This window comes from Atlantibacter sp. RC6 (assembly GCF_014193285.1).
Lineage (GTDB): Bacteria > Pseudomonadota > Gammaproteobacteria > Enterobacterales > Enterobacteriaceae > Atlantibacter.
The window spans coordinates 151,203-165,340 of the sequence record NZ_JACHZE010000007.1 but is presented as its reverse complement, the minus strand read 5'-3'; the positions used below and the strand labels follow the sequence as shown (position 1 = coordinate 165,340).

Annotated in this window: 12 protein-coding genes; 5 read left to right on the top strand and 7 right to left on the bottom strand. The window is 57.9% G+C overall.

Features of this window, described 5'->3' with window-relative positions:
- Positions 1-5: 5 nt before the first annotated feature.
- From ribD to thiL, 4 genes are all read left to right on the top strand, one after another.
- Entirely contained in the window at positions 6-1,109 is a 1,104-nt protein-coding gene (gene ribD / locus FHW74_RS16295) for a bifunctional diaminohydroxyphosphoribosylaminopyrimidine deaminase/5-amino-6-(5-phosphoribosylamino)uracil reductase RibD (RefSeq protein ID WP_183171424.1), read from the top strand.
- 90 nt (positions 1,110-1,199) lie between these two features.
- Positions 1,200-1,670, top strand: coding sequence for a 6,7-dimethyl-8-ribityllumazine synthase (gene ribE, locus FHW74_RS16290; protein WP_183171423.1), 471 nt, complete (start codon positions 1,200-1,202; stop codon positions 1,668-1,670).
- Positions 1,671-1,686: 16 nt separating this feature from the next.
- The gene (gene nusB / locus FHW74_RS16285) at positions 1,687-2,106 is read left to right on the top strand and encodes a transcription antitermination factor NusB (protein WP_183171422.1); all 420 of its coding nucleotides are present in this window, start codon (positions 1,687-1,689) and stop codon (positions 2,104-2,106) included.
- 58 nt (positions 2,107-2,164) lie between these two features.
- Positions 2,165-3,142 carry a thiamine-phosphate kinase gene (gene thiL, locus FHW74_RS16280; protein ID WP_183171421.1) on the top strand — a complete coding sequence of 326 codons (978 nt, stop codon included), beginning with the start codon at positions 2,165-2,167 and terminating at the stop codon, positions 3,140-3,142.
- A 43-nt stretch (positions 3,143-3,185) separates the two neighbouring features.
- Here thiL and FHW74_RS16275 read toward each other — a convergent pair whose 3' ends face one another.
- From FHW74_RS16275 to xseB, 4 genes are all read right to left on the bottom strand, one after another.
- Positions 3,186-4,160, bottom strand: coding sequence for an aldo/keto reductase (locus FHW74_RS16275; protein WP_183171420.1), 975 nt, complete (start codon positions 4,158-4,160; stop codon positions 3,186-3,188).
- A 75-nt stretch (positions 4,161-4,235) separates the two neighbouring features.
- A complete protein-coding gene (dxs, locus tag FHW74_RS16270) occupies positions 4,236-6,098 on the bottom strand; it encodes a 1-deoxy-D-xylulose-5-phosphate synthase (protein WP_183171419.1) in 1,863 nt (620 codons plus the stop codon).
- Between the two features lie 21 nt (positions 6,099-6,119).
- Positions 6,120-7,019 (bottom strand): (2E,6E)-farnesyl diphosphate synthase, encoded by a 900-nt coding sequence (ispA, locus tag FHW74_RS16265; protein ID WP_183171418.1) that lies wholly within the window; start codon positions 7,017-7,019, stop codon positions 6,120-6,122.
- A complete protein-coding gene (gene xseB / locus FHW74_RS16260; RefSeq protein WP_125294048.1) occupies positions 7,020-7,262 on the bottom strand; it encodes an exodeoxyribonuclease VII small subunit in 243 nt (80 codons plus the stop codon).
- A 203-nt stretch (positions 7,263-7,465) separates the two neighbouring features.
- On the opposite strand from xseB, the gene thiI reads away from it, so the two are divergent.
- Positions 7,466-8,914 (top strand): tRNA uracil 4-sulfurtransferase ThiI, encoded by a 1,449-nt coding sequence (gene thiI, locus FHW74_RS16255; RefSeq protein WP_183171417.1) that lies wholly within the window; start codon positions 7,466-7,468, stop codon positions 8,912-8,914.
- A 58-nt stretch (positions 8,915-8,972) separates the two neighbouring features.
- Here the strand turns inward: thiI and FHW74_RS16250 are convergent, their stop codons facing one another.
- The 3 genes from FHW74_RS16250 to FHW74_RS16240 form a co-directional block, all read right to left on the bottom strand.
- A complete protein-coding gene (locus FHW74_RS16250; protein ID WP_183171416.1) occupies positions 8,973-10,337 on the bottom strand; it encodes an HlyD family type I secretion periplasmic adaptor subunit in 1,365 nt (454 codons plus the stop codon).
- Complete coding sequence (locus tag FHW74_RS16245) at positions 10,324-12,507, bottom strand: type I secretion system permease/ATPase (protein WP_183171415.1); 2,184 nt, start codon at positions 12,505-12,507, stop codon at positions 10,324-10,326. The genes FHW74_RS16250 and FHW74_RS16245 overlap by 14 nt, the downstream gene beginning before the upstream one ends.
- 93 nt (positions 12,508-12,600) lie before the next feature.
- Entirely contained in the window at positions 12,601-13,953 is a 1,353-nt protein-coding gene (locus FHW74_RS16240; RefSeq protein WP_183171414.1) for a TolC family outer membrane protein, read from the bottom strand.
- Between the last annotated feature and the right edge of the window lie 185 nt (positions 13,954-14,138).

Genomic DNA, 14,138 nt, shown 5'->3' with positions numbered 1-14,138 from the left:
GCCCGATGCAGGATGAGATTTTCATGGCGCGGGCGCTGAAACTGGCGCAGCGCGGTCGTTTTACTACTTCCCCTAATCCCAACGTCGGCTGCGTGATTGCGCGCGACGGCGAGGTGGTGGGCGAAGGTTTTCACTATCGCGCCGGGGAACCCCACGCTGAAGTGCATGCGCTGCGCATGGCGGGCGAAAAAGCCCGAGGCGCCACCGCCTATGTCACTCTGGAACCGTGCAGCCATCATGGCCGCACGCCGCCGTGCTGCGAGGCGTTAATCGCTGCGGGCGTGAGCCGCGTGGTCGCCGCGATGCAGGACCCGAATCCGCAGGTTGCCGGGCGCGGGTTGTATCGTCTGAAGCAGGAAGGCATCGAAGTCAGCCACGGCCTGATGATGAATGAAGCCGAAGCCCTGAATAAAGGCTTTTTGAAGCGGATGCGCACCGGCTTCCCGTTTGTGCAGCTTAAGCTCGGCGCGTCGTTAGACGGTCGCACCGCCATGGCCAGCGGCGAAAGCCAGTGGATCACCTCTGCCGAATCGCGTCGCGACGTGCAGCGCTTCCGGTCGCAAAGTAGCGCTATCCTTACCAGTAGCGCCACGGTGCTGGCGGATAACCCCTCGCTCACCGTGCGCTGGAATGAATTAGACGCCGACACCCAGGCGCTGTATCCCGAAGACCAACTGCGGATGCCGACCCGCATCGTGATCGACTCGCAAAACCGGGTGACGCCTGAGCATAAAATTATCCATCAGCCCGGCGAAACCTGGCTGGCGCGCACGCGTCCTGACGATGCGCAATGGCCGCAAGGCGTAACCCAACTGCCGGTGCCGGAGCACAACGGCCATCTGGATCTGGTGGTGTTGATGATGCAGCTAGGCAAACGCCAGGTGAACACCATTTGGGTGGAAGCGGGTGCCGAACTCTCCGGCGCGCTGTTACAGGCGGGCGTGGTGGACGAAATTGTGCTGTATATCGCGCCGAAGCTGTTAGGCAGCGACGCGCGCGGTTTATTTGCTCTGCCTGGCCTTGAAAAGCTGGCGGATGCGCCCGCATTTAAATTCAGCGAGATACGTCCGGTTGGCCCGGATTTGTGTCTCCGGCTGACGCTGCAATAACGCTGAGTTTTAAAACGTAAGCAGCCCATAAAAAAACATGATAGAATCCGCCCCCCTGCGGGGCCACAAATGAACCCGTTAAGGAAGAGTATGAACGTTATCGAAGCTACTGTTGCTACCCCGGACGCTCGCGTCGCCATCACCATCGCGCGTTTTAACAACTTCATCAACGACAGCCTGCTGGAAGGCGCTATCGACGCGCTGAAGCGTATCGGCCAGGTTAAAGATGAAAACATCACCGTGGTTTGGGTTCCTGGCGCTTATGAACTGCCGCTGGCGGCGGGCGCACTGGCGAAAACCGGCAAATACGATGCGGTGATCGCGCTGGGTACGGTGATCCGTGGCGGTACCGCGCACTTCGAATACGTTGCCGGTGGTGCCAGCAACGGCCTGGCGCACGTTGCCCAGGAGAGCGAAATCCCGGTAGCGTTCGGCGTACTCACCACTGAAAGTATTGAACAAGCCATCGAACGCGCTGGCACAAAAGCCGGTAACAAAGGTGCTGAAGCAGCCCTTACCGCGCTTGAAATGATTAATGTATTGAAAGCCATCAAGGCCTGATTTTAAGGGGAATTCCGTGAAACCTGCTGCTCGTCGCCGCGCCCGTGAATGTGCCGTCCAGGCACTTTACTCCTGGCAGTTGTCCCAGAACGACATCGCTGATGTTGAATACCAGTTCCTGGCGGAACAGGACGTCAAAGACGTGGACGTGCTGTACTTTCGTGAACTGCTGGCCGGAGTGGCGACCAACAGCGCGTATCTCGATGGCCTGATGCAACCCTACCTGTCGCGCATGCTCGACGAGCTGGGCCAGGTAGAGAAAGCGGTACTGCGTATCGCGCTGTATGAACTTTCTAAGCGTCAGGATGTGCCTTATAAAGTTGCTATCAACGAAGCGATTGAGCTGGCGAAAACCTTCGGTGCTGAAGATAGTCACAAGTTCGTCAACGGCGTGCTGGACAAAGCCGCTCCGCAAATCCGCCCCAATCGCAAGTAAGCCAATCCTCTGGCCGGACATTTATCCGGCCTTTCTCTTTTTCTGCGAGGCATAACGCATGGCATGCGGCGAGTTTTCCCTTATTGCCCGTTATTTTGATCGCGTGAGAAGCTCTCGACGTGATGTGGAAACCGGTATCGGTGACGATTGCGCACTGCTGACGGTTCCGGAAAAACAAACGCTGGCAATAAGCACCGACACGCTGGTGAGCGGTATCCATTTTCTGCCGGATATCGACCCGCGCGATTTGGGCTACAAAGCGCTGGCGGTCAACCTCAGTGATTTAGCCGCGATGGGCGCCGATCCCGCGTGGTTGACGCTGGCATTAACCCTGCCGGACGTCGACGAAGCGTGGCTGGAAGCCTTTAGCGACAGTCTGTTTGAGCTATTAAATTATTACGATATGCAGCTGATTGGCGGCGACACCACCCGTGGGCCGCTCTCGATGACGCTGGGTATCCACGGCTTTGTGCCGAACGGTCGCGCCCTGAAGCGCTCCGGGGCCAAACCGGGCGACTGGATCTACGTCACCGGTACGCCGGGCGACAGCGCCGCAGGCCTGGCGATGTTGCAGCAGCGCTTAACGGTGAACAATCTTACTCAGGCGAATTATCTGTTACAGCGCCATTTACGCCCCACGCCGCGTATTTTGCAGGGCCAGGCGCTGCGCGATATCGCCAGCAGCGCGATCGATCTCTCCGATGGGTTGATCTCCGATCTGGCGCATATTCTCAAGGCCAGCGACTGCGGCGCGAAAGTGGCGCTGGACGCGCTGCCGTTCTCGGATGCGCTGCGTGAAAACGTCAGCCCCGAACAGGCTGAACTGTTCGCGCTGACCGGTGGTGAAGATTATGAACTGTGCTTTACCGTGCCGGAACTTAACCGTGGCGTGATTGACGTGGCGCTGGGCAGGCTGGGCGTTCCCTTTACCTGCATCGGGCAGATCACGGCGGATGTGGAAGGACTGCACTTCACCCGCGACGGCGAGCCGGTTGAAATCACCGGCAAAGGGCACGACCATTTTATTACGGGTTAAGCCGTAGATCCCCTCTCCTTAACACAAGGAGAGGGACACTGTGTTATTTAAACCCCACTACCGGATGCGGCTGATACGGCGTTTCCAGCTCGGCGATTTCCATATCGCTCAGCGTTAAATCCACCGCGCCCAGCAAATCATCCAGTTGCTCTTCACGGGACGCGCCAATAATCGGCGCAGCAATCGCCGGTTTACTTAGCACCCACGCCAGCGCCACCTGGGCCCGCGACACGCCTTTGTCCTCGGCGATGGCGGCGACGCGCTCGGCGATTTTGGCGTCGTTCTCTTCGGTTTGTTGATACAGCGTTTTGCCGAACTCATCGGAAACCAGCCGCGCGGTGGTTTCGCCCCACGGGCGGGTTAAGCGCCCACGCGCCAGCGGGCTCCAGGGGATCACCGCCACGCCTTCCCGCAGACACAGCGGCAGCATCCCTTGTTCTTCTTCGCGGTTAATCAGGTTGTAGTGATCCTGCATGGTGACGAAGCGCGCCCAGCCATGTTGATCTTGCAATGCCAGCGCCTGAGCGAACTGCTCACTGTGCATGGAGGACGCGCCGATATAGCGCGCCTTACCCGACTTCACCACGTCATTGAGCGCGTCGAGGGTCTCTTCAATCGGGGTGTTGTAATCCCAGCGGTGGATTTGCAGCAGGTCGACGTACTCCATGCCCAGACGTTGCAGGCTGTCGTCAATAGAGCGCAGGATCTGCGCCCTGGAGAGGCCTTCCGGCAGATCGCCGACCTGATGGAATACTTTGGTGGCGACCACGACCTCATCCCGGCGGGCGAAGTCTTTCAGGGCGCGGCCCAGGATCTCTTCGCTGCTGCCGTCAGAATAGCTGTTGGCGGTGTCGAAAAAGTTGATGCCTTGCTCTACGGCGTGCTTGATGATCAGGCGGCTGCTCTCTTCCGGTAGCGTCCAGGCGTGCTTGCCCCGGTCCGGTTCGCCAAACGTCATACAGCCCAGGCAAAGACGGGATACCCTGAGATCGGTTTTTCCTAAATTATTGTATTGCATGCTTCCTCTCCTGCTTGCGGGTAACAAAGGTCATCCTTTAAGCATAGCAGGAGAGGAAAGGGGAGGGTGTGGCGCTTAACCCAGCCAGGCGCGGATTTTCGCTTCCATGCCAGCGGCGTTGAGGCCAATTTCAGCGCGGGCTTCGTCCTGAGTGCCCTGGGGGATAAAGAAGTCCGGCAGGCCGAGATTAAGTACCGGCACCACCTTACGGTGCGCCATCAGCACTTCATTCACGCCGCTGCCCGCGCCGCCCATAATGGCGTTTTCTTCGATGGTCACCAGCGAGTCGTGGCTGGCGGCCAGTTCCAGAATCAGCGCTTCATCCAGCGGTTTTACAAAGCGCATATCCACCAGCGTAGCGTTCAGCGATTCCGCCACGGCGGCGGCGTCCGGCATCAGGGTGCCGAAATTCAGGATCGCGATTTTCTCGCCCTGGCGTTTCACCACGCCTTTGCCAATCGGCAGCATCGCCAGCGGGGTTAACGCTACGCCCACCGCGTTGCCGCGCGGATAACGCACCGCCGTCGGCCCCTCGCTGTAGTGATAGCCGGTATACAGCATCTGGCGGCATTCGTTTTCGTCGCTTGGCGTCATGATCACCATATCCGGGATGCAGCGCAGGAACGACAGATCAAACGCGCCCTGGTGGGTTTGCCCGTCCGCGCCCACGATGCCCGCGCGGTCGATGGCAAACATCACCGGCAGTTTTTGGATCGCCACATCGTGGATCACCTGGTCATAGGCGCGTTGCAGGAAGGTGGAGTAAATCGCCACGATTGGCTTATAGCCGCCAATGGCCAGCCCCGCCGCCAGCGTAACCGCATGCTGCTCGGCGATCGCCACATCGAAATAGCGGTCCGGGAATTTACGTGAGAATTCCACCATGCCAGAGCCTTCGCGCATCGCCGGGGTGATGGCCATTAGCTTGCTGTCTTTGGCGGCGGTTTCACACAGCCAGTCGCCAAAGATTTTGGAATAGCTTGGCAGGCCGCCGCTGCTTTTCGGCAGACAGCCGCTTTGCGGATCGAATTTCGGCACCGCGTGGAAGGTGATCGGATCTTTTTCCGCCGGTTCGTAACCCCGGCCTTTCTTGGTCATGATGTGCAGAAACTGCGGGCCTTTCAGATCGCGCATGTTTTTCAGGGTGTGCACCAGGCCCAGCACATCGTGACCATCCACCGGCCCGATATAGTTAAAGCCCAGCTCTTCAAACAGCGTGCCCGGCACTACCATGCCTTTAATGTGTTCTTCCGTGCGCTTGATCAGCTCTTTGATCGGCGGCACGCCGGACAGCACTTTCTTGCCGCCTTCGCGTAGCGTTGAATAGAGCTTGCCGGAGAGCAGTTGCGCCAGATGGTTATTCAGCGCGCCGACGTTTTCCGAGATCGACATTTCATTGTCGTTGAGGATCACCAGCATGTCGGGTTTGATATCCCCCGCATGGTTCATCGCCTCGAAAGACATGCCGGCGGTGATCGCGCCATCGCCAATCACGCACACGGTGCGGCGGCCTCGGTTCTCCTTGGCGGCGGCCACGGCGATGCCGATCCCGGCGCTAATCGACGTCGACGAATGGCCGACGCTTAACACGTCGTATTCACTCTCGCCGCGCCACGGGAACGGGTGCAGCCCGCCTTTCTGGCGAATGGTGCCGATTTTGTCGCGCCGTCCGGTAAGGATCTTATGCGGATAAGCCTGATGGCCCACGTCCCAGATCAGTCTGTCGAATGGCGTGTTATAGACGTAATGCAGCGCGACCGTTAACTCAACGGCTCCCAGCCCCGAGGCAAAATGCCCGCTGGAGCGGCTCACGCTATCAAGCAAATAACGACGCAGTTCGTCGCACAGCTTCGGCAGATTCTCTTTCGGCAACAGGCGCAACTCTTGGGTCGAGTCCACCAGCGCCAGGGTTGGGTACTTTGAGATATCAAAACTCATCAGAGGCTCGTGGTAATTATGTTATTTGTCACGTTGGATGATGTAAGTCGCTAACGCTTCCAGTGTGCGGGTATCTCTCTGTTTAGACGACAGTTCCCGAAGTGCGGCAAGGGCATCGTCACACAGCGCCTGTGCTTTTTCGCGGGCTTGCTCAAGGCCCAGCAGCGCAGGATAGGTGCTTTTCCCCAGGTGCTGGTCAGCGCCCTGGCGTTTACCCAGCGTGGCAGTATCGCCCACCACATCCAGAATGTCATCCTGAACCTGGAACGCCAGGCCGATACTTTCTGCGTAACGATCAAGAAGTGGCAGCACATCGCGCCCCGGTTCACCGGCGCACAGCGCACCCATACGTACGGCAGCACGAATCAACGCGCCGGTTTTGTGGCGGTGAATGCGCTCCAGCGCCTCCAGCGACACCTGTTTGCCTTCGGCTTCCAGATCCAGCGCCTGGCCGCCGCACATCCCCGCCACGCCGCTGGCCATCGCCAGCTCGGAAACCAGGCTGAGGCGGTCGGCTAAAGCCACGCCGGGCATGGGGGCATCACTCAGTATAGAGAACGCCAGCGTTTGCAGGGCGTCTCCGGCTAAAATAGCGCTCGCTTCGCCATATTTAATGTGGCAGGTCGGCTGGCCGCGACGTAAATCGTCGTCATCCATTGCCGGGAGATCGTCATGCATCAGCGAATAGGCGTGAATACATTCAATAGCCGCGGCGGGCGCGTCCAGCGCCTGCGGAGCGACGCCAAACATCTCGCCGGTGGCATACACCAGAAACGGGCGTAACCGCTTGCCGCCTAATAGTGTGCCGTAGTGCATGGTCTCAACCAGCGGAGTGTTCTGAAACGGCAGCGCGCTAATAAACTGGCGCAATGCGTCGGTGGCCCGTTCCGCCTGGGCCTTCATGGTGGCGTGAAAATCCATTTATTCCGCATCCGGTTTGAAAGGAGAGAGCGGGGCGTCTTCATTTTCTGACAGCAGGATCTGCACCCGCTGTTCCGCCTGTTGCAGTTTGACCTGCCCCTGGCGCGCCAACTGCACGCCCCGTTCGAATTCGTTAAGCGCCTCTTCCAGCGGCAATGCGCCACTTTCCAGACGGCTGACAATCTGCTCAAGCTCCTGCAACGCCGTCTCAAAGCTGGCGGGGAGTTCGTTTTTCTTCGGCATAGTGAATGTCTGACTCTATCGTTATGGAATCATTTCCATGGTAGCGGACTCAAAATGATTAGCAAATAACGCTGAATGGGTTGGTTATGTGCGCAGTCTCACAGCGATGGTGATATACTCTCGCGCTCACGATGCAAGCGCGATTGTTGCCTTGCGGTACTTCTCTCAATGCCCTCGGGGCTTGCCAACGAACCATTGCCGCCATGAAGTTTATCATTAAATTGTTCCCGGAAATCACAATTAAAAGCCAATCTGTGCGTTTGCGCTTTATTAAAATCCTGACCGGAAACATCCGTAACGTACTCAAACATTACGACGAAAACCTCGCCGTTGTCCGCCACTGGGACCATATCGTGGTCCGCGCCAAAGATGAAAACCAGCGTATTGAGATCCGCGGCGCGCTCACCCGCATCCCCGGTATCCACCATATTCTGGAAGTCGAAGACGTGCCGTTCACCAGCCTGCACGATATTTTCGAGCAAACCCTGGCGAACTGGCGCGACCAACTGGAAGGCAAAACGTTTTGCGTGCGCGTAAAACGTCGCGGCAAGCACGAGTTTAGCTCTATTGAAGTGGAGCGCTATGTCGGCGGCGGGCTAAACCAGCATATCGAATCCGCGAAAGTGAAGCTGACGCACCCGGACATCACCGTCAATCTGGAGATCGAAGACGATCGCCTGCTGCTGGTGAAAGGCCGTTACGAAGGCCAGGGCGGTTTCCCCATCGGCACCCAGGAAGACGTGCTGTCCTTAATTTCCGGCGGGTTCGACTCCGGCGTCTCCAGTTATATGCTGATGCGTCGCGGTTGCCGCGTGCACTACTGCTTCTTTAACCTCGGCGGCGCAGCGCATGAAATCGGTGTTCGCCAGGTGGCGCATTATCTGTGGAACCGTTTTGGCAGCTCGCACCGCGTGCGTTTTGTGGCGATCAACTTCGAACCGGTAGTCGGTGAAATTCTCGAAAAAGTCGACGACGGCCAGATGGGCGTGGTGCTCAAGCGCATGATGATCCGTGCGGCCTCCCGTGTGGCGGAGCGTTACGGCGTACAGGCGCTGGTGACCGGCGAAGCGCTGGGCCAGGTCTCCAGCCAGACCCTGACTAACCTGCGTTTGATCGACAACGTCTCTGATACCCTGGTGCTGCGTCCGCTGATCGCCCATGACAAAGAGCACATCATCGATCTGGCGCGCAAAATCGGCACCGAAGACTTTGCCCGCACCATGCCGGAATACTGCGGCGTGATCTCGAAAAGCCCGACTGTGAAAGCGGTGAAAGCGAAGATCGAAGCGGAAGAAGCCAACTTTGACTTTGCGATCCTCGACCAGGTGGTGGAAGCGGCGACCAACGTGGATATCCGCGACATCGCCACCCAAACCCAGCAGGAAGTGGTGGAAGTGGAAACCGTTACCGGGTTTGGCCCGAATGACGTGATCCTGGATATCCGCTCCGTGGACGAGCAGGACGATAAGCCGCTGAAAGTGGAAGGGATCGACGTGGTGTCACTGCCGTTCTACAAACTGAGCACCAAATTCGGCGATCTGGACCAGAACAAAACCTGGCTGCTGTGGTGCGAGCGCGGCGTGATGAGCCGCCTGCAGGCGCTGTATCTGCGCGAGCAGGGCTTTAACAACGTCAAAGTGTACCGCCCGTAATCCCGCCTCAATAATGAATCAATAATGAAAAATGCCGGTCATCACGACCGGCATTTTTTTATCTCTCGCGGAACGCCTCGGCGCGGGCGCGCAGAATCGGCTTCATCAGGTATTCGAGAATCGTTTTCTTACCGGTGATGATATCCACCGACGCCACCATGCCCGGAATAATCAGCAGCGGCTTTTCGTTACTGCCCAGATGGTTTTTATCGGTGCGCAGACGGATCACGTAGAAGCTGTTGCCCTCTTTATCGGTCACCGTATCGGGGCTGATCTGCTCCAGCTTGCCTTTCAGCCCGCCGTAGATGGTGTAGTCATAGGCGGAGAACTTCACCACCGCTTCCTGGCCCGGATGCAAAAATGCGATGTCTTTCGGACGGATTTTGGCTTCCACCAGCAGGCTGTCATCCAGCGGAACGATCTCCACCAGGTCGTTGCCCGGCTGGATCACACCGCCAATGGTGTTCACCAACATCTGCTGGACGATGCCGCGCACCGGCGAGGTCACCAGGGTGCGGTTGACCCGGTCCTCAATCGCCTTGCCCGAGGCCTCCAGCTTGCTGAGATCGGTACGCGCTTCGTTCAGCTGTGCCAGCGCTTCGCTGCGGTAGCGGCCACGGGTTTCCGCCACCTTGCTTTCAATCTCGTTGATTGCCGCCTGGGCGCGTGGAATGGCTAAGGCCACCGAATCCAGTTGCCCGCGAGTTTCCACCTCGGAGCGCCGCAAACGCAACACTTCGACTTTAGAGATCGCCCCTTTAGCCACCAGCGGCTCGGACATATTGATCTCCTGCTGTAACAGGCCAAGGCTGTTGCGGTACTGCACTTTCTTGGCTTCGAAATCCAGCAGTTCCTGCTTCTTCTGAATCAGCTGCTCATCCAGCCCGGTGATTTCGCTCTGGATACGCTTTCTCATGCTGGCAAACAGTTCCAGCTCGCCCTGGGCGATATCCGGCGCGCGTTTTTGAATATCGTCGGAAATCGTCAGGCTTTCGGCATCGTTAAGCTGGGCGGTGAGCCGCTGAATACGCGCCTCCAGCGCCATGCGGTCGGCTTCGGTTTCGCCTGCGTTGGATTTAAAGCGCGTATCGTCGAGACGCAGCAGCGGCGCGCCCGCCTGTACCACTTCGCCTTCCCGGGCATACACTTCCGCCACGATGCCGCCTTCCAGGTTCTGGATTTTTTGCAGGCGCGAGGAGGGGATGGCTTTGCCTTCGCCGCGCGTCACTTCATCAATATCCGCCAGCGACGCCCAGGTAATGGCGGCGATAAAAAACGCCAGTATCGCCCACAGCGTCAGGCGCACCACGCGCGGCGTGTCGTCCAGCAGCGCTTTGTTCACTTCACTGGTGGTGAACTGATTGCTGTTTTTGTCGCCCAGCAGCCAGCGATTCAGGCGGCGTAACCCATCAGCGATTCGCATGGATCTGCCCCTTCTTCAACGCATTCATCACGGTCTCTTTCGGGCCATCGGCAATGATTTTGCCGTTATCGAGAATAATTAACCGGTCCACCAGCGCCAGCATCGAGGCGCGGTGAGTCACCAGCAGCACGGTTTTATCACTGATGATGGGCGCAAGCGCCTTTTTAATCAGATCTTCGCTGGTGTTATCCATGGAACTGGTCGGCTCGTCCATCAGCAACACCGGCGGATCGAGCAGCAGCGAGCGGGCGAGGGTGATCGCCTGGCGCTGGCCGCCGGAGAGATTCATCCCGCGCTCGCCCACCTGCATGTTGTAGCCGGAAGGGTGGCGGCGGGCGAACTCGTGGACGCCGGTGGCTTCGGCCACGCGCAACATGGTTTCATCATCCACGTAGCTGGCGCCGCACAGCAGGTTGTCGCGCAGCGTTCCGTTGAACAGGTGGATGTCCTGGGGCGCATAGCCGATGTTATGGCGTAAATCGTGCACGTCGATCTGGCGCGCGTCGATGCCGTCGATCAGTACGCTGCCTTCATCCGGCTGGTAAAAACCCACCAGTAGCTTGGCCAGCGAACTTTTACCGGAGCCGCTGCGGCCAATAATGCCGATTTTTTCGCCCGGCGTGACGGTCAGGGAAATCGCATTCAGCGACGTCTGCTGGCTACCGGGGTAGCGGAAAGTTACATTGCGAAACTCAATCGCCCCGGTCAGGGTTTCGCGTTTCAGCGGCACTTCTTCCTGCTGTACTTCCTGCTCCAGCTCCATCATGCCGTCGATGGTGTGTTTGGTCATTTTGGCGCGCTGATAACGGGTAATCAGGCTGCACAGCTGGCCGATAGGCAGCATGGCGCGGCGGTTAAGCAGGTAGCAGGCAATCAGCCCGCCCATGCTCAGATGGCCGTTGATAATCAGATACACGCCGCCGACGATCATAATCACGCCGCAGGCCTGTTGCAGCCAGTGGGTGAAGTTCACCGCCACATAGGACAAAGACTTCACCCGCAACTCCAGCTTGCTGAGGCTGCCGATGATCTGTTCCCACTGGTACTGGCGCTCGCTCTGGGCGTTGTTGAGCTTGATGGCGTCCAGCCCGCTCAGGGTTTCTACCAGCATTGCCTGGCGTTCGCTGGATAACTTAAAGGTTTTTTGAATAGTGGCGATCAGCGGACGCTGGATCAGCCAGTTCACCAGCATCGCGACCGGATACGCCAGCAGCGGGATAAACACCAGCGGCCCGCCGATAATCCCCACCACCGCCAGGATCAGCAGGGTAAACGGGAAGTCGATCAGCGCGGTCAGCGTCAGCGACGAGAGAAAATCGCGCAACGACTGGTAGTCCTGGAAATTCTGCGCGAAGCTGCCGACGCGCGGCGGGCGCAGTTTCATCTTCATGCCCAGCAGCCGCTCAAACAGCGCCGCCGAGACGATCAGATCGGTTTTCTTACCGGCGATATCCAGGCAGATGCTGCGCAAGATTTTCAGGATCAGATCGAACACGTAGGCGATGGTGATGCCAATCGCCAGCACCCACAGCGTGGCGGTGGCCTGATTAGGCACCACCCGGTCGTAGACGTTCATCACGAACAGCGGCGAGCATAGGGCGATCAGGTTGATCAGGAAACTCGCGACCACCGCGTCGAGATACAGGAATTTCGACAGCTTCAGGGTATCCTGGAACCAGGCTTTGGTGCGCGGGATCAGCGCCGTCGGCTGGCTGTCGTATTCATGTTTCGGTTGAATAAAAATGGCTTTGCCGGCGTAGAGTTTTTCCAGCTCGGCAATCTCCAGCGTCATCGCGCCGCCGTCGGTTTCGCCGGGCATCAGCCGGGCTTTATCGCCTTCCAGCGCTGTCAGCACCGCGGCCTGGCCGTTGTGCAACACCAGGATCGCGGGGAGCGACAGCGCGGTGATTTTCGTCACCGGGCGTTGGATCACCCGGGCTTTTAACCCGGCACGCTGCGCGGCGCGCGGCACGGTGCTGAGCGTCAGGCAATTGGACTGTAACGGCAGACCGGCGGTCAGCACATTGCGGCTGGTGATAATGCCATGCAATTTGCAGACAACCATCAGGCAATCCAGCAGCGGATCGTCATGATTGAGTCTTGGGTCGTGGCGGAACGTCTCGTCGGACGAGAGATCCTGAATATCAGTAATGTCGTTGATCAGTGCCATAATCTGCCGTACCTGATGACAGGCAAAATAAGAAGCGCTATTTCATCCGAAACAGATGAAATAACGCCTGGTTCAATGGGTTACCGGTTCGTCTTAATGAAGATCGGGTAAGTCCGCCTGGGTGGTTTGTTGTCCGTCCAGCGGCTGCGCGGCAGTCGGCGGTTGAATCGACATGGATTTCAACAGTTCGCCCATCCGCGCATTAATACGGTAGGTCGAAAACATTTCAACAAACTGCAATTCTACATATCGGCGCTGGGCGCTGAAAACTTCATTTTCGCTGTCCAGCATATCCAGCAACGAGCGATCCCCCAGGCTGAACTGCTCCTGGTAAGCGGTACGCACCGTCATACTGCGATCGGCATACTCTTTGGCGATCGGTACCTGTTTTTGCGCATTATTCAGGGCGTTCCATGACAGGCGCAGCTCTTCATTCAACTGGCGCAGCGCATTGCGCTTCACGTCCTGGGCTTCTTTGGTGCGGTACGCGTAAGAGGAGAGGGTGGCTTTATCGCTGCCGCCGTTGAACAGGTTGTAACGCATACGCATCATCGCCTGCCACTCCTGGTTGTGGCCGCGCGTTCCGTCAATGTTGTTATCCATGGTGCGGCCCACTTCGACATTCACTTCCGGGTAAAAACGCGATTTGGCCGCTTCGTACTGCGCCCGGGTGGCTTCGATATCGGAATCCGCCAGTTTCAACAGCGGGCTGTTGTCCAGCGCGATCTTACGGGCTTCTTCCAGCGACCCTGGCACCGCGAATTTTGCCGGCAGGGTCAGGTTTTCCGCTTCCATCCCGGTCACGCTCTGGTAGTTGGCGCGGGCGTCTTCCAGGTTGGTTTGTTCGGTCAGCAGGTTATTGCGCGCCTGGGCCAGACGCGCTTCCGCCTGCTCGTGATCCGCCAGACGGCCTACGCCCTGCTCGGTACGCAGCGTGATCTGATCAAAAATGCGTTCGTGGTTGGTCAGGTTTTGCTGGGCCAGCGCCACCATTTTTTCGCGCATCAGTACGTCGAGATAGCTTTGCACCACCTGTAGCGCGGTGGTTTCGCTGGTGTCCATCACGTTATACGCCCGGGAGTTCACGGTCGCTTTCTGGCGCGCCACTTCGCTGGTGGTGGCGAAACCGTTGAAAATATTCTGGCGCAGGTTAATGCTTGATTCGCTGCGATTAAGGTCGCGCTTGTGATCGCCTAACGCGCGGGTGCTGGCGTTATCGGTTTGCTCCCAGCCGGTGCCGGCTTCAAGATTCAGCGTGGGCATATAACCGCCTTTCGCCGCCTGCAATTCGTGCTCGGCGGAATAACGACTATTGGCGGAAGCGCTAATTTCAGGGTGGGAAGCCAGCGTGTGTTTAATCGCATTTTCAAGGGTGGTGGCGTGAGCCAGACTTAATGTCATCAGAGGCAGCGTGAGCCCTAACATTAAGTTCTTGCGGTAATTCATGTTTCTTCCTTTGTGGTACTTATTCCCTGGTGATTGATTAAGCAACAACAGAGATTTTTTATTTAAAAAGCCCTCTCATGGTGACATCGCTGGCATTAGCGGAGCGAAAGAGGACGTTCTAAATAAGGTTAAAGTTATTAAGGGCAAGACATCCCTCACCGCGTGCCGTGAGGGATGTCCATTTT